Annotated in this window: 23 protein-coding genes; 11 read left to right on the plus strand and 12 right to left on the minus strand. The window is 61.5% G+C overall.

The annotated features are described in order from the left end of the window. The 3 genes from BMW76_RS36850 to BMW76_RS36860 all read right to left on the minus strand — a co-directional run. Positions 1–847: APC family permease (locus BMW76_RS36850; RefSeq protein ID WP_143062415.1), on the minus strand; the 847-nt coding region annotated here is incomplete at its 3' end. A 455-nt stretch (positions 848–1302) separates the two neighbouring features. Further along, complete coding sequence (locus BMW76_RS36855; RefSeq protein WP_090873702.1) at positions 1303–2493, minus strand: acyltransferase family protein; 1191 nt, start codon at positions 2491–2493, stop codon at positions 1303–1305. A gap of 150 nt (positions 2494–2643) precedes the next feature. Continuing rightward, on the minus strand, positions 2644–4557 hold the full coding sequence (locus BMW76_RS36860) for an AAA family ATPase (protein WP_090873703.1): 1914 nt from the start codon (positions 4555–4557) through the stop codon (positions 2644–2646). A gap of 545 nt (positions 4558–5102) precedes the next feature. Here BMW76_RS36860 and BMW76_RS42325 point away from each other — a divergent pair. Continuing rightward, a complete protein-coding gene (locus tag BMW76_RS42325; protein ID WP_245763546.1) occupies positions 5103–5399 on the plus strand; it encodes a type 2 periplasmic-binding domain-containing protein in 297 nt (98 codons plus the stop codon). Continuing rightward, positions 5396–5725, plus strand: coding sequence for a hypothetical protein (locus tag BMW76_RS36870; RefSeq protein ID WP_245763545.1), 330 nt, complete (start codon positions 5396–5398; stop codon positions 5723–5725). The genes BMW76_RS42325 and BMW76_RS36870 overlap by 4 nt, the downstream gene beginning before the upstream one ends. Before the next feature lie 175 nt (positions 5726–5900). Here BMW76_RS36870 and BMW76_RS36875 read toward each other — a convergent pair whose 3' ends face one another. After that, positions 5901–6824, minus strand: a complete 924-nt coding sequence (locus BMW76_RS36875) for a PilZ domain-containing protein (RefSeq protein ID WP_090873704.1) — start codon at positions 6822–6824, stop codon at positions 5901–5903. A gap of 209 nt (positions 6825–7033) precedes the next feature. Next, entirely contained in the window at positions 7034–7480 is a 447-nt protein-coding gene (locus BMW76_RS36880) for a cupin domain-containing protein (RefSeq protein ID WP_090873705.1), read from the minus strand. 275 nt (positions 7481–7755) lie between these two features. Between BMW76_RS36880 and BMW76_RS36885 the strand changes: the two genes are divergently transcribed. Further along, positions 7756–8181, plus strand: a complete 426-nt coding sequence (locus BMW76_RS36885) for a VOC family protein (protein ID WP_090873706.1) — start codon at positions 7756–7758, stop codon at positions 8179–8181. Positions 8182–8348: 167 nt separating this feature from the next. Then, the gene (locus BMW76_RS36890) at positions 8349–9296 is read left to right on the plus strand and encodes a LysR family transcriptional regulator (RefSeq protein WP_090873707.1); all 948 of its coding nucleotides are present in this window, start codon (positions 8349–8351) and stop codon (positions 9294–9296) included. Here the strand turns inward: BMW76_RS36890 and BMW76_RS36895 are convergent. The 5 genes from BMW76_RS36895 to BMW76_RS36915 form a co-directional block, all read right to left on the minus strand. Beyond that, positions 9293–10183, minus strand: a complete 891-nt coding sequence (locus BMW76_RS36895) for a LysR family transcriptional regulator (RefSeq protein WP_090873733.1) — start codon at positions 10181–10183, stop codon at positions 9293–9295. The two genes, BMW76_RS36890 and BMW76_RS36895, sit on opposite strands and share 4 nt — an antisense overlap. 130 nt (positions 10184–10313) lie before the next feature. Next, positions 10314–10520 carry a tautomerase family protein gene (locus tag BMW76_RS36900; RefSeq protein WP_090873708.1) on the minus strand — a complete coding sequence of 69 codons (207 nt, stop codon included), beginning with the start codon at positions 10518–10520 and terminating at the stop codon, positions 10314–10316. 26 nt (positions 10521–10546) lie between these two features. Next, positions 10547–10777, minus strand: a complete 231-nt coding sequence (locus BMW76_RS36905; RefSeq protein ID WP_090873709.1) for a tautomerase family protein — start codon at positions 10775–10777, stop codon at positions 10547–10549. Between the two features lie 26 nt (positions 10778–10803). After that, positions 10804–12213 (minus strand): MmgE/PrpD family protein, encoded by a 1410-nt coding sequence (locus tag BMW76_RS36910; protein ID WP_090873710.1) that lies wholly within the window; start codon positions 12211–12213, stop codon positions 10804–10806. A 151-nt stretch (positions 12214–12364) separates the two neighbouring features. Further along, the gene (locus tag BMW76_RS36915; protein ID WP_090873711.1) at positions 12365–12676 is read right to left on the minus strand and encodes a DUF4148 domain-containing protein; all 312 of its coding nucleotides are present in this window, start codon (positions 12674–12676) and stop codon (positions 12365–12367) included. A gap of 532 nt (positions 12677–13208) precedes the next feature. Here BMW76_RS36915 and BMW76_RS36920 point away from each other — a divergent pair. After that, positions 13209–13760, plus strand: a complete 552-nt coding sequence (locus BMW76_RS36920) for a thioredoxin family protein (RefSeq protein ID WP_090873712.1) — start codon at positions 13209–13211, stop codon at positions 13758–13760. 225 nt (positions 13761–13985) lie between these two features. Here BMW76_RS36920 and BMW76_RS36925 read toward each other — a convergent pair whose 3' ends face one another. Beyond that, positions 13986–15497, minus strand: a complete 1512-nt coding sequence (locus BMW76_RS36925; RefSeq protein ID WP_090873713.1) for a CoA-acylating methylmalonate-semialdehyde dehydrogenase — start codon at positions 15495–15497, stop codon at positions 13986–13988. Between the two features lie 105 nt (positions 15498–15602). Between BMW76_RS36925 and BMW76_RS36930 the strand changes: the two genes are divergently transcribed. From BMW76_RS36930 to BMW76_RS36940, 3 genes are all read left to right on the plus strand, one after another. Continuing rightward, complete coding sequence (locus BMW76_RS36930; RefSeq protein WP_090873714.1) at positions 15603–16544, plus strand: LysR family transcriptional regulator; 942 nt, start codon at positions 15603–15605, stop codon at positions 16542–16544. Between the two features lie 331 nt (positions 16545–16875). Next, positions 16876–19497 (plus strand): PAS domain S-box protein, encoded by a 2622-nt coding sequence (locus tag BMW76_RS36935; protein WP_090873715.1) that lies wholly within the window; start codon positions 16876–16878, stop codon positions 19495–19497. 297 nt (positions 19498–19794) lie between these two features. After that, positions 19795–21084, plus strand: a complete 1290-nt coding sequence (locus BMW76_RS36940; RefSeq protein ID WP_090873734.1) for an MFS transporter — start codon at positions 19795–19797, stop codon at positions 21082–21084. 87 nt (positions 21085–21171) lie between these two features. Here BMW76_RS36940 and BMW76_RS36945 read toward each other — a convergent pair whose 3' ends face one another. Continuing rightward, positions 21172–22227 (minus strand): LacI family DNA-binding transcriptional regulator, encoded by a 1056-nt coding sequence (locus tag BMW76_RS36945; RefSeq protein ID WP_090873716.1) that lies wholly within the window; start codon positions 22225–22227, stop codon positions 21172–21174. 104 nt (positions 22228–22331) lie between these two features. Between BMW76_RS36945 and BMW76_RS36950 the strand changes: the two genes are divergently transcribed. The 3 genes from BMW76_RS36950 to BMW76_RS36960 all read left to right on the plus strand — a co-directional run bounded on the left by BMW76_RS36950 (position 22332) and on the right by BMW76_RS36960 (position 24974). Beyond that, entirely contained in the window at positions 22332–23165 is an 834-nt protein-coding gene (locus BMW76_RS36950) for an NAD-dependent epimerase/dehydratase family protein (RefSeq protein ID WP_090873717.1), read from the plus strand. A gap of 217 nt (positions 23166–23382) precedes the next feature. Continuing rightward, complete coding sequence (locus BMW76_RS36955; RefSeq protein ID WP_090873718.1) at positions 23383–23685, plus strand: hypothetical protein; 303 nt, start codon at positions 23383–23385, stop codon at positions 23683–23685. Between the two features lie 374 nt (positions 23686–24059). Beyond that, on the plus strand, positions 24060–24974 hold the full coding sequence (locus tag BMW76_RS36960; protein WP_143062416.1) for a hypothetical protein: 915 nt from the start codon (positions 24060–24062) through the stop codon (positions 24972–24974). Positions 24975–25052 lie beyond the last annotated feature (78 nt).

Consider the following 25052-nt stretch of genomic DNA (forward strand, 5'->3'; position numbering starts at 1 on the left):
CGAACGGCGACTTGAAGTTGAACTGGTTCCAGCCCTTCATCACGTCAGCCGGGCTCACCGCGCCGATGTACGCGATCTGCAGCAGCACGTAGATCACCAGCGCCAGCAGGATCGAGCCGATCACCGCGAACGGCACGCTCTTCGCCGGATTGCGCGCCTCGCCCGCCAGGTTGACGGGACTCTGGAAGCCGTTGAACGCGAACACGATGCCGCTCGTCGCCACGGCCGTCAGCACCGCCGACCAGCCGTACGGCGCAAACGTGCCTGTGCCGCCCAACCCGTCGCCGAGGTTTTCCTTGTGAAAGCCGCTCATCATCAGGCCCAGAATCGTCAGGCCCGGAATGATGAACTTGAAGATCGTGATCGCCGTGTTGGCGCGCGCAAAGACCTTCACGCCCCAGTAGTTCAGCATGAAATAGATGATCACCAGCACCGCCGAGAGCAGCAGCCCCGGCGCCGTCAGTTCGCCGTTCACGAACAGGTTGTGCGCCCACTCGTACGGCCACGTGCTCATGTACTGGATGGAGGCCTCGGCCTCGATCGGAATCACCGACACGATCGCGATCCAGTTGGCCCACGCGCTGATGAAACCCACCAGTGCGCCGTGCGAATAGCGCGCGTAGCGCACCATGCCGCCCGACTCGGGGAACATCGACCCCAGCTCGGCATACGTCAGCGCGATCGCGAGAATCACCACTGCGCCGATCACCCACGCGCAGATCGCGGCAGGACCTGCAATCTTGGCCGCCTTCCAGGCGCCGAACAGCCAGCCCGATCCGATGATCGAGCCGAGCCCCGTCAGCATCAGCGCAAATGGGCCGATGTGCCGTTGAATAGAGCTATTCAATTGTCTTCCTCATATCTCAGATGCACGGAACCGCCAGGTCGCTTCATCCTGACGCTGAATATTCCGGCTTTCCTTGTAATTCGATAGCGAAGCGCGACAACTGTCGCAATGTGCGCCGCGAGACGTGTTGTCGATAGCGCGCATGCCATCGAGCGAGTGCCGGATGGTCCCCGGAATGACACTGCGCCGTCCAATGCAAATTGCGCATGAGGGTCATGTCGAATAGACATAACGCCGCGCGAACGCCGATGTGACGGGGCGTAGCGGCCGGCGTCCGAGATCTGCAACGGGAAGACAGGCACGGCATCTACACGCGATTGCATGCGTGCTGGGTCGCGTTGCGGTTGCCGAATGATTGGCGCGTCTTCACGCTATCGCTGACGATGCGCATTCACCTGCTATCAGCGAGCTTTCAATGAAGAAAGCATCGCGCTCGTTATCAGTGCGCACCCGCATCAGGTGCGCCGCGAAGGGTAAAAGCGCCCATCGACGTGCGAGAGCAGCTTGCGCGACAGTTGCGTCGCACGGCCTTGGATCAGCCGGTCCGAGAGGCGCGAGAACCCATACGAGGCAGCGAGCGCGATCAGCACGGTCACGACGAAAAGCGCAATCGACATATCCCGATCTGTCTGCCTGAATATGTCCGCGAAGAAATGAAATGTCGCGTACACGCAGATGAAGTGCCACAAATAAATGCCGTAGCTTTCCCGGCCTAACGCCGCTGCGCATCGACGCAATACGAACGCACCGCGCGATCTCATCAGGTCGCGTATCGCATCGCACTGCGAGGCTACGAACAACAAGAAAGCGACCGCGCTGCATGCGGCAAATACGGGCGCGAATTGATGCCCTTTTGCGAGCCATACGCCGAGCGCCGCCGTCGCCAGCGCAAAGCTCAGTGCGAGCGCGAAATAGAGCGACGCCGCGCGCCTGGTGACGTTCGACGTGCCCATCAAATGCGAACGGAATCCATACCACGCCCACATCCCGACGATAAAGCACGGCCCTTGCACGGGCGGCCAGAAATAGCTGAACGAGTTGTTTCCGACGTGACAGTCGAGTGTGCCGTGGCAATCGCCGATCGACATCGATGCAACGGAAAGCACCAGCAACACTAACGTCGCCAGCACGAGCCGCACGCGATTCATCGCCGCAAAGAACAGCAGCGGCGCGATCAGATAGAACAGCATCTCGACGCCGATCGACCATCCGCCAGGCACGACGTTGTTGATCGCCGTCGGCGACAGCGCGTGAAGAAACAGTATGTTGAGCAGAACATCGATGGGACCGTGCGAGCCGAGAACCCATGCGCGCTCGTACCCCGACTCCGTTGCGCCATAGCTGATCAGGCCATAAACGGCAATCGCGACGTAATACAGCGGAGCGATGCGAAAGAAACGTTTGATATAGAAACGCAATGTGACGTGACGCGCATCCACGCAACGTGCGTGATCGGTTTCGAGCGTCATGAAGATCGTGATCGCACTGATCACGAAGAACAGCTGCACGCCATATTGGCCCATGCGGGCCAGTAACGTCACGGCATGCGGCAGATTCGGAAACTGAAACGACAGGTGTACGGCGACAACCCCGACGATCGCGAGCGCCCGACCGACGTCGAGCGCAGCAACGCGGCTTTTGTCCATCTGCAAGCCTCCTCGCGCTTTGACTGTGAATTACGCCCACTAAAGGGCCGCGAGGTTCGTCGACAAAATATCTTCGGCGGAAGTTCCTGTTTTTTGTTTCGCTGTTTTTTGTTTAGCGACTGAGAGCACCCGCAGTCGCTCACGAATTGATCAGGCCGCCGCTGGCTGCTCCGCGAGATGCAGCGCGTCCCGGTTTGCCTTGTGTTCGTCGATCAGGCGATAAACCGTTTCACCCGGCACCGTCTCCGATTCGAGCAATTGGTCTGCAATCGCGCGCAGCACCGGCTCGTTGTCGCGCAGCAGCGCATAGCAGGCTTCGTTCAGGTCCTTGAGCAAAATGTTCGCGTGTTCGATCGCGTTCTTCATCTGCAAACCCGCGTATTGCGCAGGCAGCGCTGCGAGACTGAACAGATTGCCATCTGCGTTGAAGCCGAATTTCGACACCATGTCCAGACTGATGCGCGACGCTTCCTGCAAGTCCTGCGCCGCGCCACTCGATGCCTCCGAGAACATCAGCAATTCCGCATTGCGGCCGCCCAATAGCACCTGAATTTCGTTGCGCATTTCGGTCTCGCGATACAGATGCTTGTCCTGCGCCTTCGTGATCAACGCGACGCCAAGCGCACCGCCCCGCGGCAAGATCGTGACCTCTTCGAGCACACCCGTGCCGAGCAGCGCGGCAACCAGTCCATGGCCGGCCTCGTGCACAGCGATACGGGTACGCTCGTCTTCCGTGAGTGCGCGCTCCGCGCCATTCACATCGCCGATACGCGCAATCTTGATCGCCTCCACAAAATGCTTTGATGCGATCACGTCATCGCCTGCCTTGCGCGCGACGAGTCCCGCCTGATTGACGACCATCGCGAGCGTCGCGGGCGAAAGTCCCGTGGTCAATCGCGCGAGCTGGTTGAAGTCGATGTCGTCGGATTTCGATTTCAGCTTCTCGGCATAGAAACGAATGATGTCCGCACGATCTTCGAGATCGGGCAAACGCACCTGCACCGTGCGATCGAAACGGCCTGGACGACGCAACGCCTCGTCGAGATTGTCCGGGTGATTCGTCGCCGCGACGATGATGACGCCTTCATTCGATTCGAAGCCGTCCATCTCCGCGAGCAACTGGTTGATGATGCGATTGCTCTCCGCTTCGACAGAGCCACCGCCCGTGTCCGTGCGTTTGGCGAGGCCGTCCGCTTCGTCGATGAAGATGACAGTCGGCGTATTCTTGCGCGCAAGCTCGAACAGGTGCTTGACCTTCTGAATGCCGACGCCGTAGTACTTCGCGCTGAAATAGCTGCCCGTGATCGAGATGAAATTAGCGCCGCACTCGCCCGCGAGCGCCTGCGCGAGCCGGGTCTTGCCGACGCCGGGGCCGCCCGTCATCAGAATGCCGCACGGCGCGCGCACGCCCATGCCGGTGAACTGCTTCGGGTTCGTCAGATAGGCTTGAATGTCGGCCAGTGCAGCCTTTGCTTCGCCCGCGCCGATCACGTCGTCGAAGGACAGTGCGGGCGTCTTTTCGAGCAGCCGCGCACCGCTCGTCATTTCGCGGCGCATGAACCACGCAAGCCCGCCGATCAGCAACAGCGGCAACAGCAGGCTGATTACGTCGCGCGTCTTGTCGAATGCATCCGCCCAACGCGCGGAGCCCGTATGAACATTCGCATCGGGCAGCCATACGAGTTGATACGGAGCACGCGCGTCCGCCTTCATTTCGCCGAGCAGCAGCGCATTCGAAAAGGCCGCGTTGTGATCGGTGACGTAGTACTTCGCTCCGTCGCCCGTCGACACGAGGATCGCATTCGGACTCACGCCGATGGCCGTCACGTTGTGATCGCGAATGTCGCGCAGCATTTCGGACGCGTCTCTTTCTTGATGGGTCCATGGCGACGTGTCTTTGCGCATTTCGCTCGCAACGCCTCCGAGCACCGGCGACGCCATCGCATTGCGCTGTTCGTGGCGTAGATGCAAAAACGTGACAAGCGCCGCGAAGGCAGTCGCGATCGCGCCAAGCATCACATAGCGGCCATAACGGGACCAGAACGTATTCTTTGCCGGTTTCATCAGTTGATTCCTAAAACGGGCCAAATCGTGGCCTTCACGGATGAACGTGAAAAAACAGTAGGAGCGCACCGCACGCGATGCGCGCAACGAGGCTGGGTGGAATTGGCCGGGCTACTGCAGAGCCGCGAGCGAGGAAGGGACCAGCTCTTTAGTGCAATGGCGGTCGGTAAAAAAGAAACGTCCCTTTTTCAACGACCGTGTACAGCTAGCATTATGCCCAGGCCAGCGTCATTTCCAAAACGGTAGAAAAGGGCTTATTTCAGGGTTGATTCAGTTATTTGCCTGTTTTCGATTGGTGCTGTAGGTCTGCTGGCGTGATGGAGATGTGCGTGCAGCTGCGCTTGCGCGAGTTGATGCACTCCCATCAGTTCTTGCCGCGCATGGTGAAGTGGACGTATCCGTTGTGTCAGCGCCGACACTGCCCGACCCGAGCAGCAATGTCTGCAAATTGATCGGCCAATGAAAAGCGTGCAGATTGTCGCGCCCGCTTTCTTCAGACGCATCGCACGAGTCATGAAGCGGGAGGTCAGCTCGTAATCAACGATATCGAAGCTGCCCGCCTCGCGGCGCTTGCGGGCGCAGGCGGCGCTGCATTGCCTTTTCATTGCGTCGTCGCCGACGAGACTCGCAATCGAAGGCTTATTCGGTTATTCGCTGATTCGCAACTTCAAAACACCAGCGTATTTGCCGTCTATTCATGCAGACATCATGTCGGCGCAAAGATCAAAACCTTTAACGATTTTTCGACGTCGCACCTTAGACAAATGCTCGACGGCATTCTTCCTGACGAGCACACGCATGAGATGCCTGGCCATCTTATGCGCGCAGTGGAGAACGTATGATGCATACGATCAGCTTCCCTCACTTTCGGGCAGGTTATGCCATTGCGGCTTGCAGTGTCGCGCTTGCCGCGACGTGCGCGTATCAGGCGCCTGGTCTGATGCAGGCGATTCTCGTCGTCGGAGCGAGTGCCCAATTGCCGCTCGAACGTCTTGCCGCTGAAGCGGCATCACCTGCGCCCGTCCCGACGGCAGTCGCTCCGGAACGCGAGCGCGCGCAGACGCAGAAACCCGACGGATATGGCCGGGCTGCCGCGCGCAGGCGTGGCGAACATCATGACATTCACGGCTATGAACGCAGTATGAGCGACTATAAGTACTGGACGTAAGCGCACTGCGCATTCCGTATTCGTCACGTCGCCCATACATAAAGAGAATAGCGGCGAATAGAATTCTTTATCCGCCGCACGACGAGCATCTCTCAGAGCCGATTCGCATTCTTCAGCACAGACGCCAGTATCCTTCTGCCTTTTTCCCGTACTGCCAGTTCGGTCCTGTCGCCGCTTACGCGAACCGTCCCTCTCCCGCTGCGGGATGTTCGCGCGCGACGGCCCCCGTCAGTACATCCAGCACGAAGTCGCTCACGAGCGCGCGCACTTCTCCCGACGTATTGCCGAACTCCGCGCCGATCAAGGTTTCGCCGCCCTTCGTGCGCCGGTTGCGCGCAATGCAGTTCAATGGCGCCGTGCGTACGCGACCCGCGCGCGCGAGCGGCAGCGTGAGCTTGAAGTGCTCGCCGGGTGCGGGCGAGTTCGCGTTCACGAGCAGGCCCACACCTGTCGAGCTGAGATCGACCGCGCGCACTTCCGTGCCCGCCATCGGCCGGTCGTTTCTCGACAGACGCGCAGTAACGTCGATGCCCACGCGAACATTCCGGCGCAGCGTGCGCGAGCGGACCTCTGCGGGATAGCGCAAATAGAGCACTTCGAACGGCATCGTGTGTCGGCCGATGACTTCCGACTGGAACGAGTAGCAGTAACGCCCCGCGATGAACTGACCGTCGATAGCTGCGCCGGACATGAAAGCGGGATCGATGTCATTGCCAGTGACGAGAACACTGACCTTCTCCACCAAGCCAACGAACTGCGTACGCGCCGAAATTCCACCGTCGTCTGCAAGCGTGACCACGAAATCCTCGGGCACGCACCCCGTCGTCGGAAAGCTTCCGATAAAGTCCTGCTCGTCGTGATTGCGGTGCGTGCGCGCGGCGGGCGTGGGCGCGTCGTCGTGCGCGGGCTTAACATCGTCGCAGTGCTCGCCGGGAAACGTGTGCCGGTACGCACCTAAAGCAAACAGCTTCTGGCACTGCGCTTCGCTATGAACGACATGTCCCCGGCCTATCAGCAGCTTGCCATCCGCCGCGTAGACGGAGAACGGCAGCGGAACCCCGATCGTGACTTCCCGTTGCGACAGCGGCACCAACGGCATGGCTGGTCTTCTCCTCTCGTGGTTTTGTTCGAATTGCGTCGCACTGCACTGAGTTGCCCATTCTCGAATGGCGTGCAGTTTGCAAGTATGCACGACGTCGAAGTTCACACCAACAGGGCAAACGTTTGTATCGGGCAAGTTTTTGCAGGCGCAAGCGCTTGCGTTAGATAGTCGGGTTGGCTATCTGCGTCCAACGCCTGCTGTGCCGCTCATTGCTGCGCAGCGGGAACCAGTCCGTAGGCCGACATGACGGCAAAGAGCTTCGCGCGATCAGGCGGACTACCTGCGTCGATCACCGCGCCGACATCGCGGAAGTACTGCGCCCCGATGTCCGGTGTAAGAACGATAAGCGCGCGTGCCGTTGCGGCGTGGGGGTTGCTGAACGCGTGCACCGATCCGCGCGGCGTGTGCATCCAGTCGCCAGGCGCGAGATCGCGCACGACGCCATCGACGGCATAACGGAGCGTCCCCTCCAGCACATAGACGCACTCTTCATTGTTCGTGTGACTATGCGGCGGCGGTACGCGCGAGCCAGGCGGCACCGTCAACTCGAACACGCCCATTCCACCCGTCGCGGTTCCGTCGATCAGATACCGGATCGTCAATCCGCCGATCGTGATCGGTTTGCTTGCAGCCGCCGTCGTCTTATCCGTCATTCCCGGCTCCTTCTGCCGCGTATACGCGAGTGCCCGAGTATGATCAAGTGTAGATGAGGGGCACGCGGCCGCAATAGACGCGTATTCGAGCATGGCGGCGACGCGTTGGCATAATGAGCCGTGACGCGGCAATCGCCATACCATGCGTCAGCATAATGCCCGACCGCAAATCTCCGTTTCTTGCCGCTCAAGAATCTTTGCGAGTTCGCGTTCCTATAATTGCATCGGCCGCGCCAAAAGTCGCGATCGTCCCGACTGCACAGGAAAACCAGAAAATGACCACCCAACCGTTCACCGCCGGTATCGATCACGTCGGACTGACCGTTCGCGATCTGAATGTGACGCGTGACTTCTTTATCAATTGCCTCGGCTGGACACAGGTCGGAGAAAAACCCGACTACCCTGCCGCCTTCGTATCGGACGGCAAGATCATGGTGACGCTGTGGCAAGTCGCCGATTCCACCAACCGCATCGAATTCGACCGCAAGACGAATGTCGGGCTGCATCATCTGGCGTTTCGTGTTCGCAGTGAAGAGGAACTTGGCGCAGTGTTCGAGCGGGTGTCCCGATGGCCCGGCGTCAAGATCGATTTTGCGCCGGAGAACCTCGGCGCGGGACCCAAGCGGCACACGATGATCTACGAACCCGGCGGCATCCGGCTCGAATTCGATTTCGATCCGCGTATTCAGATAGATGCATGAAGCGGAAATAGCAGCCGCATTCGCGTTCCATTCTTCAGCGAGACTGGCCGGTCCGTTAGCTATCTCTCGCAGTGATACCCGTATCAAAACAAACCGCGCGTTATCCCCGGAATCCATTGCTAGAGTAATGGCAGTGCTATGAAGCAGCAAATGGAACCGGGTGGGACATGGACCAGCTTTATATGTTGAGAGCATTCGTCGCGGCGGCGCAGCATCAGAGCTTCAGCAAGGCGGCCGCATCGCTCGGCGTCACGACGGGGTCCATTTCAAAGGCCATTGCAAAGCTCGAAGCATCGATCCAGACCCGCGTGCTTCATCGCACGACGCGATCCGTCACACTCACAGAAGAAGCGCAATCGTATTACGTAAGCTGCTGCCGCCTGCTAGAAGAACTCGACGAAGCCAATCGCCGCATCACTCGCGAGCGTGAAGTCGACAGCGGCAAGCTGCGCCTTGCCGTTCATCCGACACTGATCGGCGAGACATTCTCGCAGTTTCTGGCCGGCTATCGTGCGGTTGCGCCCAACGTCAATCTCGTCGTGTCGATACACGAAAGTGCCGTCAATCTCTACGACGGACAGTTCGACATGGCGATGCTTCCTCCGCATCAGGTCGAGCAGTCGGCCGTGATCCGGCGGACATTGTTCAGGTCATCACGGATGCTCGCAGCATCGCCCGATTACCTCGCCCGATACGGCACGCCTCGTTGCACTGCCGATCTCACTGCGCACTTCCTGCTATTGCCTTCGCAGTCGCGGCAACAAAATTCGAACTACGTGCAGATGAGCGAAGACGGCGAGCCGGTGCAGGTGATTCCCGCGTCGTCGATGGATGGCAATGATGTACTGCTGCGCGCCGCGGCGCTTGCGGGCGCCGGCATCGCGGAGCTACCCGAAGCGATGGCGCGTGAAGATCTTGCGAAGGGCACGCTCATTGCCGTTCTGCCGGGCAGTTCTCTATCAGACAGCGAAGTTGAAATCTGCCTGTTCTACTCGCATCGAGAACTGCTTCCCGCGCGATTCAGAACATTCGTCGACTATTGCACCGAGTTCTTTCGCCGCAATAGCGTCAGCCGGCGCACCAGGCTAGTCGATACTCACGCGCAAGCGGCCTAAGCTGCGGCCATTACAACGGGGCCGAGCCCCGAACGCGCCACTTCGACGAATGCCTGCATGGCGCTGGACACATAAGCATCGTGTCGGCGAATAAAGAGCGTCGAGACGCGTGCCGTGCTGGCGGCGACGGGATGGACCGCGACGATGTCCTGCTCGGCTGCGCGCGTGACGACGCCGCGCGGCAGCAGCGTAATGCCGATGCCGGCCGCGACACACGCGATGATCGCATCCAGCGAACCGAATTCGAGCGGTGTTGCGGTGACGATGCCCATTTCAGCAAGCAGCGCTTCGAGCCGCTGACGATACGAGCAACCCAGCCGGAACACGATTGTCTTGAGATCTTTGACGGCGGGCAGTGCATCGACCGAACGCACCGTGCGTGGCGTCACCAGCACGAGTTCTTCTTCGAAGATCGTCTCGGCATGCAGATCCGGATGATCGACAGGCCCGGCGACGAATGCACCGTCGAGCCTGCATTCCGCGACATCTTCCGTGAGACTGCAACTCGTGCCCGTCGTCAGCGACAACCGGACTTGCGGATAAACACGCGCGAAATTGCTCAATATGGGTGACAGTCTGAGCGCCGCCGTGGTTTCCAGCGTGCCGAGTGCAAGCGTGCCCGAAGGCGGCCCGTCGTCGAGCGCGGCAAGCTTTGCGTCAGCAAGCAGCTTTGTCATGCGCGCGGCGTACGGCAGCATTCGTTGCCCCGCGGGCGTGAGGCTGACACCGCGCACATGACGATGAAACAGCGCAACACCGATTTCCCGTTCGAGAGCGCGGATTCGCGCCGTTACATTGGACTGGACCGTATGAAGCTCGGCGGCCGCCCGGTTCATGCTGCCGTGACGGGCAACCGCCTCGAACACCTTGAGGTCGGCAACATCCATGCTGTGCACCTCTATGAGATCGACAGGACCGTTCATTGCGAACGGCAATACAAGGTGGACCTCATCGTACACCAAAGCCTCAATGCGCACCCACGGAATGAACGTGCTGCCGCGTAAGGCACGCATGCAATCAGCCTGTCGTCTCTTTCCGGAAGTCTTCTCCGTTAATACGGCTCGACACGCTGATATTGGCGGGCGGATGTTCATGCAGGATTACGTTGATGATCTTCGGGTCCGAGCCGATCGAGTCGTGCGTGACCTGAATGATGTCGCGAATGAGCTGCTCGCGACGCGCGAGCGTCAATCCCTGTGTGATATGGCATTCGATAAATGGCACAATGGTTCTCCTGTCTCCTGCAACCGCTATTTGAGGCGGCTGATCAGATCTTTGTCGTTCGCCGCACCTTCGACGTACTCGGGAAGATGCTCGCCGTGCTCGACGAAGTTGATGCCTCTGCCTTCACGAAAGACGATGAAGATGTCATTCTTCGTCTCGCCCGTCGCTTCGCTGACTACGCGTAGCAAACCCGCCGCCAGCCGGCGCTTCTGTTCGTCCGTTCTGCCGTACCGCATATCACATGAAATAAGGGCCATTCGAATCTCCTGAATGCCTGAATCGACTATTGAATGCCCGGGTGCTTTGCCCGGAATCCTGCTTCTGGACTCACTTTCGCGAGGAGTTGCATCAACTCCGCCACGGAGTGCGCTTCCAGCGTTGACACCAGATCGATGATCCGGCCTCGAAGCGCTTCATCTGCGTATTGCTCGCTCAGCCAGTTGAACTTGTCGACTGTGCGTTCCCACGTCAATGGATTATCGAGTCCGCCTTCGAAGCCCACATGTTCTTTTGAATACACGCGGCCATTGCGGCATTTGATCGTTATGCGCGTGTTCAACGCATGCGGATATTGAGCGGAAAACTCTGCCTCGGGACGTACCGTCACCTTCTTCAGCAACGCTTGCGCATCGGCGGCCTGGATACGCGCCGGTTCAAGCTGCGCAGGCCCGACCTGATCGTCGAGCAGCGCTGCCGCAATCAGATACTTGAGGTTGTAGTCGGCCTGCTCTTTCGTCTGCGGGTCGTCTTTAGCACCGAAGCCTCCGCCGCCCGCGATGTCGTATCCCGTCTGGAAGATGTCGCAGACCACTTCTTCTACATCGTCGCTCGTCAGGCCATGTTTGCGCTTCAGTTCCAATGTCGCTTCAAGCACGGGCTGACCGTGAATCAGCGAGCAGTACTTCTTCATGATCGTCTGATGCACGACGTCGAGCCGCTTGTCGTCCCAGTCGATGTCGAGCGGCTGACCGAACATCCGCACGAGCCCATTAGGGCCTTCGAACAGGCGCAGCGGGCCCGTCAAGCCGCGCTTCGCCAGCGACGCCGAATACACGGCCCGCATGCCCGTGATGCCCGGAGAAAACCCCTTCCATTGCGACACGGGCTCGGAATGCACGCAGGAAAGGGAGATGTTGTCGACGGTTGCGATCGCGATCGCGTGCGCGATCTGATCGGCGTTCAGACCGAACAGCTTGCCCGCCCCTGCCGCCGACGAGATCGCCAGTTGAATCGCGTGATTGAAGCCCTTCGCCATCACGGGGACGATCGCGGTGATGCGGCATCCGATCTCGTATGCAACCGCCAGTGCAAGCATGAAATCCTCGCCGCTCGCCGATGCATGTTCGGCCGCCGCGAGTATCGCGCCAAAGTTGTCGCTCGGATGACAGAGGCCGCCGGGCGACATATAGCTGTCGAGAAGATCCACGTATCGCACGAGACCCGAGTTGTATAGCGCGGCCTGATCGGGCGAGGTCGTGCCGCCGCCGATCAGCGTGCATGTGCCGCCACTGCGATACTCGTCGAACTGTTCTCTGAGCGCCTTGAACGGTGGGCCCGGCAGCGCAGCGATTGCACAACCGAGGCTGTCGAGGATGTTGCGCTTGAACACCTGACGCGCCTGCGGTGTGAGATCAGAGAGGTGCGCTTCGTGGGCAAATCTGCCTATACGTTGCGCAGTGGTGAGGGTGCTCATTGGCCGGAAGTCTCATGAAGAACTGATGGCTCAATGTCGCACCCGTCATGCAGAAGATCAAGCGAAGGGTTTGAATACGTCTATCTGCCCAGCAGATACCTCGTTTGCCCGCTGCGTCCAGGCCCTGCTTCGACGCGTCAACAACAGTCGATCAGGAGTGGGCGTAAACAAGACCGAGCCCGATGATCTCTTTCGCCTTCGCAGGCGATCCCGACGCCGATGCCGAATCCGCAGGCGCGCCATATGCGTTTGCCCTGACATTACGCTGTGCGTCGATACGCGCAAGAGCAGCCTGGATGTTCTGCGGATATTGCGTCTGATCGCTCGCCGGGTTGTAGCCGGCCTGTTGCAATTCGACCAGTTGAGCGCGCACTTCGGCACGCGTGACCGGCTGATTCGATTGAGCGAACGAAACAGCGGGAAGAGCGACAACGGCGGCAATAATGAGCGAGCGGAGTTTCATGGTTTCTACCTCACGAAATGAATTGATTCAAAAAAGTGGATCGTCATCGATTTCAGACTTCGATCAGCAGCGATCCCTGACGTGTAGATAGTTAAACGGGTGAAGGTATCTGCTTTGTGTCCGGCGTGAATCCGTATTGCAGCATTGGGTATCCGACTGTGTCGCCTATACGTACAGATACAAACTCTGCGCGGCCGCAATCTTTCGATCGGGCTACGTCCGGGATTTCCGGCGTTTCTCGAACGGCCGGCTCGCGCTGATCAGTGAACACTGAATGGGGTGCGCGATTTCGACAGCGAGTCCACCTGCAAGCAACAAGACGATAGCCAACAGACGTTTCATGTTTCACTCCATCGTTTTTCAACGCCTGTTTTATAGCTCACGCGGCACAATCATTTGTGTCCCAATGTATCGGGCGTCGCCCCCGATACATGACGATTCAAATGCCCGACATTCCGACACAGCTCCGATACGCGCAGCCGCTTCAATACGGTCATTCCTTCCCGCTTGTCTTTCACTAAAGGACGCCGATATGTTCACCCGACTCAAGACCGTGACTACTGTTGCCGCATTGGCTGCTATCGCCGCGTTGGGCGCGACGGTCGCCAACAGCGGCGCTGCGACGACCATGCCCGTCGAACAGAACAAACCCGCACCGGAATTCACGGGCATCGACAAATGGCTCAATAGCGAGCCGCTTACGATGCAGCAGTTGCGCGGCAAAGTCGTGCTGGTCGACTTTTGGACTTATACGTGCATCAACTGTATCCATACTCTGCCGCAGGTCGAGAGCTGGCATCAGAAGTACAAGGACCAGGGGCTTGTGGTGGTCGGCGTCCACACGCCTGAGTACCCGTTCGAGCGCGACACGAAAAAGGTCAGCGCAGCTATTGCTCAATATGGCTTGCACTACCCTGTCGCACAGGACAACCAGTACGCAACATGGAACGCGTACGGCAACCAATATTGGCCGGCGTTCTATCTGATCGACAAGAAGGGACGCGTGGTTTATACCCACTTTGGTGAAGGCGACTACGAGAAAACGGAAGCCGCCATCCGGGAACAACTGGCTAAAGCGGACTGACGAATACCTGACGCTATCCGCACTGAGCAGAACGGATAGCGCCTGACCGCGGTCTTCGTTGCTTCGTTTGAGTGTGATGTGTCGGACGGATGTTACCCGAAACTACCCTGCTTCTGCCGAAGGAGCTTCGCGTTTCATTGCCTGATCCTCTCTAACATCAGATGAAGCCATAGGCGTGGCGGCCCCCTCTCGAGGGCCGCACCACACTCAAGATCGGATCGCGCGTTACTTCGTGGTCGGCATCGCGAACTCAGCGCCCTTCTCGATGCTCTCGGGCCAACGCTGCATGATCGACTTCTGCTTCGTATAGAAGCGCACGCCTTCTTCGCCATACGCGTGCGTGTCGCCGAACAGGCTGCGCTTCCAGCCGCCGAAGCCGTGCCAGGCCATCGGCACAGGAATCGGTACATTGATGCCGACCATGCCGACTTCGATCCGGCGGCCGAATTCGCGGGCAACGTGGCCATCGCGCGTGAAGCACGCGACGCCGTTTCCGAACTCGTGTGCGTTGATCAGCTCGACGGCTTCCGTAAAGTCGTTCACGCGCACGCATGCGAGCACCGGCCCGAAGATTTCTTCCTTGTAGATGCGCATCTCGGGCGTGACGTTGTCGAAGAGCGTGCCGCCTGTAAAGAAGCCGTCTTCATGGCCGGGCACTTTCAGGCCGCGTCCATCGACGACGAGCGTCGCGCCTTCCTTCACCCCCTCGGCGATATAGCTTTCGATCCGCTCCAGCGCCTGCCGCGTGACAATCGGGCCCATTTCGGCATCCGCTTCCATGCCGTTCTTGACGATCAGATTGCGCGCGCGTTCCGCGAGCTTCGGGATGATCTTGTCGGCCACATCGCCGACGAGCAGAGCCACCGAAATCGCCATGCAGCGCTCACCAGCGGAGCCGTACGCCGCGCCGACGAGTGCGTCGATGGTCTTGTCGAGATCGGCGTCCGGCATGACGACCATGTGATTCTTCGCGCCGCCGAGCGCCTGCACGCGCTTGCCGTGCTTCGCGCCCGTCTCGTAGATGTAGTTCGCAATGGGCGTCGAGCCGACGAAGCTCACCGCCTTCACGTCCGGATGCGTAAGCAACGCATCGACGACGACCTTGTCGCCCTGCACGACGTTGAATACGCCATCGGGCAAGCCCGCCTGCTTCAGCAGATGAGCCATGAAAAGCGCTGCCGACGGATCGCGCTCGCTCGGCTTCAGAACGAACGAATTGCCCGCCGCGATCGCCACGGGGAACATCCAGCACGGCACCATGCACGGAAAGTTGAACGGCGTGATCCCCGCAACGACGCCGAGCGGCTGCCGCGTCGTCCAGTTGTCGATGCCCGTCGAGACCTGCTCCGTGTAGTCCCCTTTGAGCAGTTGCGGAATGCCGCACGCGAACTCGATCACGTCAATGCCGCGCGACACTTCACCTTGCGCATCGGAGAACACCTTGCCGTGCTCGGCTGTGATGATGGCCGCGAGTTCGTCGCGATGCCGGTTCATCAATTCGAGGAAGCGCAGCATGACGCGCGCGCGGCGGATAGGCGGCGTGTCGCGCCACGTCGGAAACGCGGCCTTCGCGCTCGCGACGGCGGCTTCGACATCGGCGGCCTCGCCCAGCAGCAGCTTGCGGGCCCGCGCGCCCGTCGCCGGGTTGAATACGGACTGGCTGCGCGTTCCCGTTCCGTTGACTCGTTCGCCGTGGATGAAATGTCCCACGTCCGCGCTGTCGATATAGGCTTGCATGTCGGCTCCTTCGTGATTGGCGTCAGAAGCAGTGTATGAAGCAGCGCACACGCTGGAAAGACGCTACCATTGAAATCAATGTTTTCTATGGTGAACAATCGCTGTATGGATACGCAAAATATCGAGGATCTCTGGGCGCATCTGCATTGGCTCACGATGCTCGCCGAACAGGGCACCTACACGGCGGCCGCCGCGCGCCTCGGCGTCAGCAAGGCGGCGATGAGCCAGCGCATCGCGGAGCTGGAGCGCGCAGCGGGCATCTCGCTCGTGCAGCGCACGACACGCAGCGTCCGCCTGACGGAAGCGGGCCAGCAACTCGTCGACAGCACGCGCAGCCAGTATGCGCAGATCGCCGCCAGCTTCGCGCAGGTCCGCGAACTATCGGGCGTGCCACGCGGACTGGTGCGGGTTACGGCGCCCGTCGCCTTCGCACGACAGCAGCTCGTGCCGAAACTCCAGGCGTTCCTGCTTGCCAACCCCGAGGTGCGGATTCAGCTCGAAGTGTCCGACAGGCTCGTTTCGCTCGCGACGGAGGGCTTCGATCTTGCGATACGCCACAGCGCGGAGCCGCCCGATACGCACGTGGCCTGGAAGCTCTGCGACACGCACTCGGTCATCGTCGCGACGCGCGCCTATCTGCGCAAACGCGGCATGCCGAAGAGTCCGGAAGACCTGGCTGCTCACGATTGTCTGTTCTACCCGCGTTCGACGGGAGAGCCGATGTGGTCCTTCGAGCGCAAGACCGCGCGGAAAAAGGCCGCGCAGCTTATCTCGCTGCCCGTCAACGGGCAGTTTTCGGCCAACAACAGTGAAACTTTGCGGGACGCCGCAATCGAAGGTCTCGGCATTGCGCTGGTGCCCGATTTCACGGCTCAGGCGGCCGTGCAGGCGGGCAAGCTGGTCGTCGTGCTTCCCGACTGGCGCGTGACGGGCGCGTTCGCGGAACAGCTCTATATCTTGCGGCCGTATGCATCGCACGTTCCGCGCGCGGTCGGGCTCTTTGTCGGCTATCTGCGCGAGCGTTTCGCTGATGGGTTTCCCGTCTAGTCGCGCGATCGGCTGTCACTGTGGTCTTGCTCGCAGAACCGCCGCCTCTTCGCGCGTTGCGTAGCTCACGGCGCGAACGGCTTTCGATTTTTATAATCATCGAATGCGGGTGCGCGCAACCAACCTAAGCGCTGGACGAAGTGTTGGGCGCAGGAAAGCGCGAGCGTGTATAACCGTCGAAAGAGCGCCTCGCTTGTCCATGCACCACGCATAGTCGGACTGCATGCACGCGGCGCCGTTAGCTGCATCGCGAAAGCGGGTCGGTTCAGGAACGGCGTCTGCGACGCTCTCTCAAGCGACCGCCCGCTGGCGTCGAACGGAGCCGCCCACGATGAATGGCAGTCAGGATCGACAGATCGACAGCACCGATATCGCCGCGCAGCTGAATCGCGAGCGTTCGGCCAATACGCGGCTGCGCAAGCTGATCGACGCGCACTCGCGTATCGCCGCCGCGAAGCTCGATCTCGACCGCTTCCTGTCCCTCGTCACCGATGCGCTGCTGGAACTCGTGCCCGCCGCGCATGCGTCGGTGGTCGAATGGGTGGAAGGCGACGAGATGGTGTATCGCGCGTGCAGCGGCACGATCACGCATCACGTCGGGCTGCGCCTGAAGCGCGAAGGCAGCCTGTCGGGCTTGTGCTCACGCGAAAAGCATCTTTTGTACAGCAGCGATACGTCGAACGATCCGCGCGTCGATGCACAGGCGTGCGAGCGTGTCGGCGCGATGTCGATGGTCGTCGCGCCGCTGCTCTATCAGGCCGAAGTGGCCGGCGTCGTGAAGCTGATGTCGAGCACGCGCGACGCGTTTTGCGCTGACGACGTCGAAACGCTCGAACGTATCACTTCGCTGGTCGCATCGGGCATGGCGCATCAGCGCGTGTTCGCGGAGAACCGTGCACTCATCGAACAGAACGCGATCACGATCGCGCGGTTGCGCACCGAAATCAGTCTGCGCGAAGCCGCGGACAGCAAGCTCGAAGCGTCGCTGCTGCGCCGCCGGCTCGTGCTCGACACGACGCACGACGCATTCGTGTGCACCGACACGGACGGCATCATCATCGACTGGAACGACGCGGCGACGCGCACGTTCGGCTATGCGCGCGATGCCGTGATGGGGCGCGCGATACTCGACACGCTGTTTCCGGCGCGCTGTAAAACGCATTACGCCGCGCTCGACGTGTTCAGGCTCGCACCGGAGCACGGCATGGAAGGCGGCGCGACAAGCGGCACGATAAGCGGCTCGGGAAGCGGCTCGGGAAGCGGTGCGGACAGAAACGCGAGCAAAGATTCGAGCGGCCACGCGAGCCGCAGCCGCACCGAGCTCGTCGCGCGCCGCATCGACGGCACCGAGTTTCCGGCCGAAGTGTCGATGTGTCCCGTGCAGTTCGACGGCCGCGCCGAGCTTGCGTATTTCGTGCGCGACGTCACCGAGCGCTTCAACGCGCGCGAGCTCGACAAGCGCTTTCGCGTGCTCGTCGACGCGATCAAGGACTACGCGATCACGATGCTCGACGCGCAAGGCCATATCACGACGTGGAGCGCGGGCTCGACGCAGGTGATGGGCTATCAGCCGCATGAGGTGGTGGGCGAACCGGCGGCCTTGCTCTACACGCCCGAAGACGTAGCCGCAGGCAAGCCTCAGCGCGACCTGGAGCTTGCCGCGCGCGAAGGCCGCATCGAAGTGGAAGAGTGGCGCGTGCGCAAGAACGGCACGACCTTCTGGGCAAATATCATCATGACAGCGCTCCGCGATCCGAACGGCACGCTCCAAGGGTTCGCGAAGATCACGCGCGACATGTCGCGCCGCCGCCGGCTCGAAGAACTCGAAGCATCGAGCCAGCGAATGAGCCAGTTTCTCGCGCTGCTCGCACACGAGTTGCGCAATCCGCTCGCGCCGCTGCGCAACGCAGTCAGCATGCTGCAATTGAAGTCGGCGGATCATCGCGCGCTCGTGCCCGAGCACGAACTGATCGACCGGCAGTTGTCGCATCTCACGCGGCTCGTCGACGATCTGCTCGACGCGGGCCGTGTCACGCTGGGACGCGTGCAGCTCGAGCCGAAGCCAGTGTCGATGCAGGCCATCGCGCAGTTGAGCATCGAAGGGAGCGCGCCGCTTATCGCCGCGCGCGGACAGACGCTGAGCGTATCGCTGCCCGATGCGCCGATGTACATCGAAGGCGATCTCACGCGCATGGTCCAGGTGGTGCAGAACCTGTTGAACAATGCGTCGAAGTTCAGTCCGGAGGGCGCGTCGATCGGCATGCAGCTGTTTCGCTCGGGCCGCCTCGTGGCGATCCGTGTCGAGGACTCGGGGCGCGGCATCGATCCCGACGCCATCGATGCGATCTTCAATCTCTTCGTGCAGGAAACTCCGACGGAAGAACAGACAGACAAGAGCGGGCTCGGCATCGGCCTGACGCTTGCGCGCGCGATCGTCGATCTGCATGGCGGACATATCGAAGCGCACAGCGAAGGACGCGGCAAGGGCAGCGAGTTCACCGTATGGCTGCCCGAATACACGCAGACCGTTACCGACGAAGGCACGCATGACGACAAGCCGGCGCCCGCGCAGCACGCCGATCTGAAGGTGATGGTGGTCGACGACAACATGGATTCCGCCGACAGCATGGCGACGCTCGTCGGCGCGCTGGGTCACGAAGCGCATGCCGTCTATGACGGCGAGGCCGCGATCGAATGCGCGCAGACGCTGCAGCCCAATCTCGTACTGCTCGATTTGTCGATGCCGAAGATGACGGGCTTCGAAGCGCTGCCGCATATCCGCAAGGCGCTTGCGACGCCGGGCACGATCATCGCGGCGATGACGGGGCTCGGCACGAGCGAAGACCGCGCGAAAACCGAGGCCGCGGGCTTCGATCTGCATCTGACCAAACCCGTCGGCTTGCCTGAACTCGAAAACGTGTTGCAGCTGGCCGTCACGCACGCTCGCGATTGAAGCGTGCGCCGCACAGCCGGCACGCGACAGGCGATGCGTCGCGCCGCTCAAAGAAAACGATTAACTCCAGCACCCCAAATAATGGGCTCCCTCCTATCCTCAAATCCACCGCATAGCTGAAAACACGTACTAGCCAAGCGACGCCAAACCCTCTATTCTTAGAAAAACGTTTTCCAAACACGACGGAAACACGCTCGCACGGCACGCCCCCGCCGCGCGATGCGTTCCGTCCCGGTGCTCGTCGCCGGCCATGAAAAAGACGCGGCGCGACGAGCGGCGCCGCGAACGGAGACAACCATGCAATCTGCCGTCGTCGGCGTCGTGCGCGTCGCCAGCCGCTTCCGCTGGACCGTCTGTGCGCTCCTTTTCTTCGCGACCGTCATCAATTACATGGACCGGCAGATCCTCGGTCTGCTCGCGCCCCTGCTCCAGCACGAAATCGGCTGGACGCAGGTGCAGTATGGCCGCATCGTGATCGCGTTTTCCGCCTTCTATGCGATCGGACTGCTGTGCTTCGGACGCATCGTCGACTGGCTCGGCACGCGCCTGTCGTATGCGGGCGCGATGCTCGTGTGGAGCGTAGCCGCGATGCTGCATGCGGCCGTCGGCTCGGTGATGGGCTTCGCGGCCGTGCGCGCGCTGCTCGGCATCGGCGAAGGCGGCAACTTTCCGGCCGCGATCAAGACCACGGCCGAATGGTTTCCGCGCCGCGAACGCGCGCTCGCGACGGGCATCTTCAACTCGGGCGCGAACATCGGCGCGGTGTTCGCGCCCGCGATCATTCCGGCCATTGCGGTGATCTACGGCTGGCGCGCGGCGTTCATCATCATCGGCGCGATCGGCATCGTGTGGCTGGCCGTGTGGCTCGCGATCTATCGCCCCGCCGACCGCAGCGCGCAAGACGAAGCCTTCGACGAACCGCGCGACGAAGTCGAAGCGCTCGACGCCCGCAATGCGAGCGCCCGCGCGCCCGGCTGGGGCGAGCTGATAAAGAAACGCGAGACGTGGGCGTTTCTGATCGGCAAGTTCCTGACCGATCCCGTCTGGTGGTTCTACCTGTTCTGGCTGCCGAAGTGGCTCAACGAGTCGCGCGGCATGGACATGCAGCACATCGGCCTGCCCCTCGTCGTCATCTATGCGATCACGACGGTCGGCAGCATCGGCGGCGGCTGGATCTCGTCGACGCTGCTGCGCAAGGGCTGGACCGTGAACGCCGCGCGCAAGACGGCCATGCTGATCTGCGCGTGCTGCGTGCTGCCCATCGCGTTCGTGTCTCAAGCGGACAACCTGTGGGTCGCCGTCGGCATCGTCGGCCTCGCTGCGGCCGCGCATCAGGGCTGGTCGGCGAATCTGTTCACGACGGCATCCGATCTCTTTCCGCGCCGCGCGCTCGGCGCCGTGGTCGGTATCGGCGGGATGGCGGGCTCGATCGGCGGCGTGCTGTTCTCCGAAGTGATCGGACAGGTGCTGCAACGCACGGGCCACTACTGGGTGCTGTTCGCGATCGGCGCGCTGGCTTATCTGCTTGCGCTCGCAATCATGCACACGCTGACGCCGCGCATGGCGCCCGCGAAGCTCGATGCGTGAACGCGCATGGATTGCATCGAATGCGTCGCACGCACGCCGCGCTGCTCGCGTGGCGCACATGCCGGCGCAACGTGCGCGAGTCCGACTTCAGCCGCAAGCTGCCGTCGACTCGCGCACGATGAGGCGAGGCTCGAACATCGAATGCTCCGCATCGGATCGGCCAGCGAGTCCGTCGATCAATTTCTGCATCGCCAGTTCGCCCATCTTCTCGCTTTGAATGTCGATAGTGGTCAGCGCGGGCGCCGCGTATTCGCCGTAAGGCACGTTGTCGATGCCCGTCACCGATACGTCGCGCGGCAGCTTGAATCCCAGCGACGCTGCCTCTTTCATGAAGCCGAGCGCGATCAGGTCGTTGTAGCAGATCACCGCCTGCGGCCGCTGCGGCCCGAGCATCACGCGCGAGCACGCCTGCTCGCCCGCCTTCGCGGTCGGCGCATGGGCGTCGTATACGTGGAGCGTGAGTCCCGCTTCGTCGAGACATTCGCGCGCGCCGCGTATGCGCTCGTCGTTGATGCGTGCCTGGCCAAAGCCGAGATAGGCGATACGCCGGTGCCCGAGATTCAGCAGATGCCGCGCGAGCATGTATGTCGAGAGCCGGTTGTCGATGCCGACGCTCGGAATCGGCAGGCCGGGGCTGCGCCGCAGGAGCACGAGTGGCTTGTTGAGATCGAGCATCCACTGCGACTCTTCGTCGGGCATCCGCGAACTGACGATAAGCCCGTCGACGCGCTGCGCAAGCGCTTCGATCAGCGAACGCTCGCGCGCCTGATTCTCTTCCGTGTCGACGAGCAGCAGCGTGTAGTCGTGCTGGAGCGCGATGCGGTTCGCGCCCTTGACGACGTTCGTGAAGTGCGGATTGCTGATGTCGAGGATCGCGAGGCCGATGGTGCGCGTGCGCCCGGTGATCATCGAGCGCGCAAGCGGATTCGAACGATAGCCGAGCCGCTCGATCGCTTCCTTGAGCCGCGCTTCGACAGCAGGAGAAAACCGCTGCGCGCCGTTCATGTACTTCGACACCGTGGCAACGGATACGCCGGCCTCGACAGCGACATCGCGAATCGTCGGGGAAACTTTTTTCATGCGAAGGGTAACGTTTTCTTCTCTCGTGAGGCGATTGTCGCAGAAAACGCATGCTCTGGACACGCCGCGTTTCCGTTGATCGCATGCAGGGCCGGGCGATTGACGCGCGATCGTCGCCGCCCTTATAGTTGGAAAACGTTTTCCTCATTTGACTCGAAGGAACACCCATGAACGAATCATCTGCTGTGCGGCGCAAGCCGTTCCGTCGCCTGCTGCTGACGGGCGCGGCCGGCAATCTTGGCCGCCAGTTGCGCGGCGCACTGGCCGATTGGGCCGACATCGTGCACGTGACCGACATCGTCGCGCCCGGCGATGCGGCCGTGCACGAAGAAACGAGCGTCGTCGATCTCGCGGACCGCGAGGCCGTGATGCATATGGTCGAAGGCGTCGATGCGATCGTGCATCTCGGCGGCATTTCGATCGACGCACCCTTCGACGATCTGCTCGAAGCGAACATCCGCGGCACGTACAACCTGTACGAAGCAGCGCGCAAGCATGGCGTGAAGCGCATCGTGTTCGCCAGCTCGAATCACGCGATCGGCTTTCATCCCGTCACCGAAGTGCTCGATGCAGATTCAGCGCATCGTCCGGACAGCCTGTACGGCGTGTCGAAGTGCTTCGGCGAATCGCTGTCGCGCTACTACTACGACCGCTTCGGCATCGAGACGGTGTGCTTGCGCATCGGCTCGTCGTTCGAAGAGCCGAAGAATCCGCGCATGCTCGTCACGTATCTGAGCTATCGCGACTTCATCGAACTGGTGCGCTGCTCGCTGTTCACGAATCGCGTCGGCCATGTGGTCGTCTACGGCGCATCCGACAATCCCGTCAAGTGGTGGGACAACACGAAGGCCGGCTTCCTCGGCTTTCGTCCGCGCGACAGCTCGGAGCAGTTCGCGGAACGTTTCCCCGTGACCGCGCCGACGGCCGATCGCGACGACCCGGCGCAGCGCTTCCAGGGCGGCGCATTCGTGCTCGGCGAGCCGCTCGCGCGGGAGCGTTGAACGGCTGCTGAAGACGGCAGAAGAGCTGCGCTCGTCCCAACGCATCAGCCATAGAGCGCAAAAAAGGGGCGTGCGGCAGGCACCGCGCGCCCCCGTCGGAATCCCTGAAAAGCAGGCAATCTCCGCCAACCGTTCATTGCATAGCCGCAATCGAATTGCCGCCACAGTTTCGCAGCGTGTACCATGTGACCAGGGCAAAACCCAGTGGAGCATGATCATGGACAGGCATGCCGTGCATTACCGTCGCCATCTCATCATTCCACTCGCGTCCGTCGGCGTCCGCGGCTACGCGGCCAGCGTATTCGTCACGGGTCCAAGCGGACGGCGCAAAGCCTTTGGAATCCTCGGCTACTTTTCTTCCGAGGAAGAGGCGATCGAGTATGCGACGTCATGCGCGAAAGCGCGCATCGAAGGAAACCGGATGCCGGGCTTGCCGCGCAAGCTCAGTGCCGTGCGGCACTGGTTCATGCGTCACGGCATGCGCCGGCCGGGACTGTCCGATCCCACTGCATGGGATTGATCGGACAAATGCGCGTCGAGCGGCGCGCTTCGTCGACATGTAAACTAAACTGAAGCGTTCGATAATCGGGAGGCTTCGACTGGCTCGCGGTATCGCGTGCGTGGCCGTCAACGCCCTTTTGAGAAGGTTTCGTTCTTCCGATATCGCTCGCCTGTTCCAACCTCATCAGGTCCGCCAACGGCTGGCTTTCGTCTGATGATAGACGCCGGCAGTCGTCTATGATGGCTGCTCTCGTCGCTGAACGACTCGCACGTATGATGAATACCAGTAAAGTTTTGATGATCCTCGGAGGGCTTCTTGTCGGTGCGGCAGGCACGTCGTACATGATGCTGCTCCAGGCAGATCACCGCGCAGCGGATGAAGCGCGAGCCGGCATGGATGACTCCTCCTTGCAGGCTCCGAGCGCCAATTCCCGCGTCGGCGACAATCAGGTGACGCAAGGCAGTATCGATTCGTCGCAAACGTCCGGTGCGATCACGAAGGGACCTTCGGCTCTGCCTTCGGTTGCACAGCAGCCAGCTGCGCCTGCTCCGGCGCCCGCGCCCAAGAAGGCCGCACCGGAAGCGGCGCCGCCTGCCGCGCAAGCGATGGCTCAACCGCAGCCCGCTGCGCCCGCCGCGCAAGCGGCTCAATCGCAGCCCGCCGCGCCCGCCGCGCAAGCGGCTCAGCCTCAGCCCGCTGCGCCCGCCGCGCAGATGACGGCTCCGCAGCAACCTGCCGAGCCTACTGTGCAAGCGCTGACTCAGCCGCAATCTGCTGCACCGGCTCCGCAAGCGGCTGCGCCTGCGCCGCAGTCCGCCGCACAGCCGAAGCAGGCTCCGTCCACGGCCGTCGCATCGGTCAATGCCCGGAATTCGTCGCGTGTGAAGGCGGCGCCCGCGCAGCGCACGCAACGTGAACGCGACGATCTGGAACGGCGCGCGGTGATGCTCCAGGGCGCGACGCCGGAAACGGACGAACTCGTCCGGGAATCGGCCAAGCTCGATCCTTCGCTGCCTGCGCCGGACACGTCCGCGCTTCGTTCGAACGCGGAAGTGCGCGCGCCATATCAATCGAATCCGCCGATGATCGGGACCACGAGTCAGCCGGTGCGTGAATCGAAGGCCGATCCCGCGTTGCCGCCGCCCGACACGACGGCCACTCGCGCCGCAATGAGCCGCGCCGCGATAGCGGACCAGCCGGTCAGCTCGAGGTCGGGCACGCGTTCGAACCCGGTCGCCGCCGCGATGACGGATCAACTGGTCAAGGGTTCGGCTATGCTCGATCCTTCGCTGCCGCCGCCGAAGTAAGCCGGCCGGCGCAGATCGCCCGATCGGCGCAACGCAAACGCAACGGCGCCCCTGCTTTCGCAGCGGGCGCCGATTCAT

This window comes from Paraburkholderia diazotrophica (assembly GCF_900108945.1).
GTDB classification, from domain to species: domain Bacteria; phylum Pseudomonadota; class Gammaproteobacteria; order Burkholderiales; family Burkholderiaceae; genus Paraburkholderia; species Paraburkholderia diazotrophica.

Bases quoted from the DNA above. Each gene is read 5' to 3' on its own strand.
- BMW76_RS36925 (WP_090873713.1), bottom strand. From the start codon at position 15,497: ATGCAAGCCTATATCGACAGCGCGGACGTGGGACATTTCATCCACGGC.
- BMW76_RS36940 (WP_090873734.1), top strand. From the start codon at position 19,795: ATGCAATCTGCCGTCGTCGGCGTCGTGCGCGTCGCCAGCCGCTTCCGC.
- BMW76_RS36895 (WP_090873733.1), bottom strand. From the start codon at position 10,183: ATGGATGTTGCCGACCTCAAGGTGTTCGAGGCGGTTGCCCGTCACGGC.
- BMW76_RS36880 (WP_090873705.1), bottom strand. From the start codon at position 7,480: ATGACGGATAAGACGACGGCGGCTGCAAGCAAACCGATCACGATCGGC.
- BMW76_RS36905 (WP_090873709.1), bottom strand. From the start codon at position 10,777: ATGGCCCTTATTTCATGTGATATGCGGTACGGCAGAACGGACGAACAG.
- BMW76_RS36920 (WP_090873712.1), top strand. From the start codon at position 13,209: ATGTTCACCCGACTCAAGACCGTGACTACTGTTGCCGCATTGGCTGCT.
- BMW76_RS36890 (WP_090873707.1), top strand. From the start codon at position 8,349: ATGGACCAGCTTTATATGTTGAGAGCATTCGTCGCGGCGGCGCAGCAT.
- BMW76_RS36860 (WP_090873703.1), bottom strand. From the start codon at position 4,557: ATGAAACCGGCAAAGAATACGTTCTGGTCCCGTTATGGCCGCTATGTG.
- BMW76_RS36855 (WP_090873702.1), bottom strand. From the start codon at position 2,493: ATGGACAAAAGCCGCGTTGCTGCGCTCGACGTCGGTCGGGCGCTCGCG.
- BMW76_RS36875 (WP_090873704.1), bottom strand. From the start codon at position 6,824: ATGCCGTTGGTGCCGCTGTCGCAACGGGAAGTCACGATCGGGGTTCCG.
- BMW76_RS36885 (WP_090873706.1), top strand. From the start codon at position 7,756: ATGACCACCCAACCGTTCACCGCCGGTATCGATCACGTCGGACTGACC.
- BMW76_RS36935 (WP_090873715.1), top strand. From the start codon at position 16,876: ATGAATGGCAGTCAGGATCGACAGATCGACAGCACCGATATCGCCGCG.
- BMW76_RS36955 (WP_090873718.1), top strand. From the start codon at position 23,383: ATGGACAGGCATGCCGTGCATTACCGTCGCCATCTCATCATTCCACTC.
- BMW76_RS36910 (WP_090873710.1), bottom strand. From the start codon at position 12,213: ATGAGCACCCTCACCACTGCGCAACGTATAGGCAGATTTGCCCACGAA.
- BMW76_RS36950 (WP_090873717.1), top strand. From the start codon at position 22,332: ATGAACGAATCATCTGCTGTGCGGCGCAAGCCGTTCCGTCGCCTGCTG.
- BMW76_RS36915 (WP_090873711.1), bottom strand. From the start codon at position 12,676: ATGAAACTCCGCTCGCTCATTATTGCCGCCGTTGTCGCTCTTCCCGCT.
- BMW76_RS36930 (WP_090873714.1), top strand. From the start codon at position 15,603: ATGGATACGCAAAATATCGAGGATCTCTGGGCGCATCTGCATTGGCTC.
- BMW76_RS36870 (WP_245763545.1), top strand. From the start codon at position 5,396: ATGATGCATACGATCAGCTTCCCTCACTTTCGGGCAGGTTATGCCATT.
- BMW76_RS36960 (WP_143062416.1), top strand. From the start codon at position 24,060: ATGGATGACTCCTCCTTGCAGGCTCCGAGCGCCAATTCCCGCGTCGGC.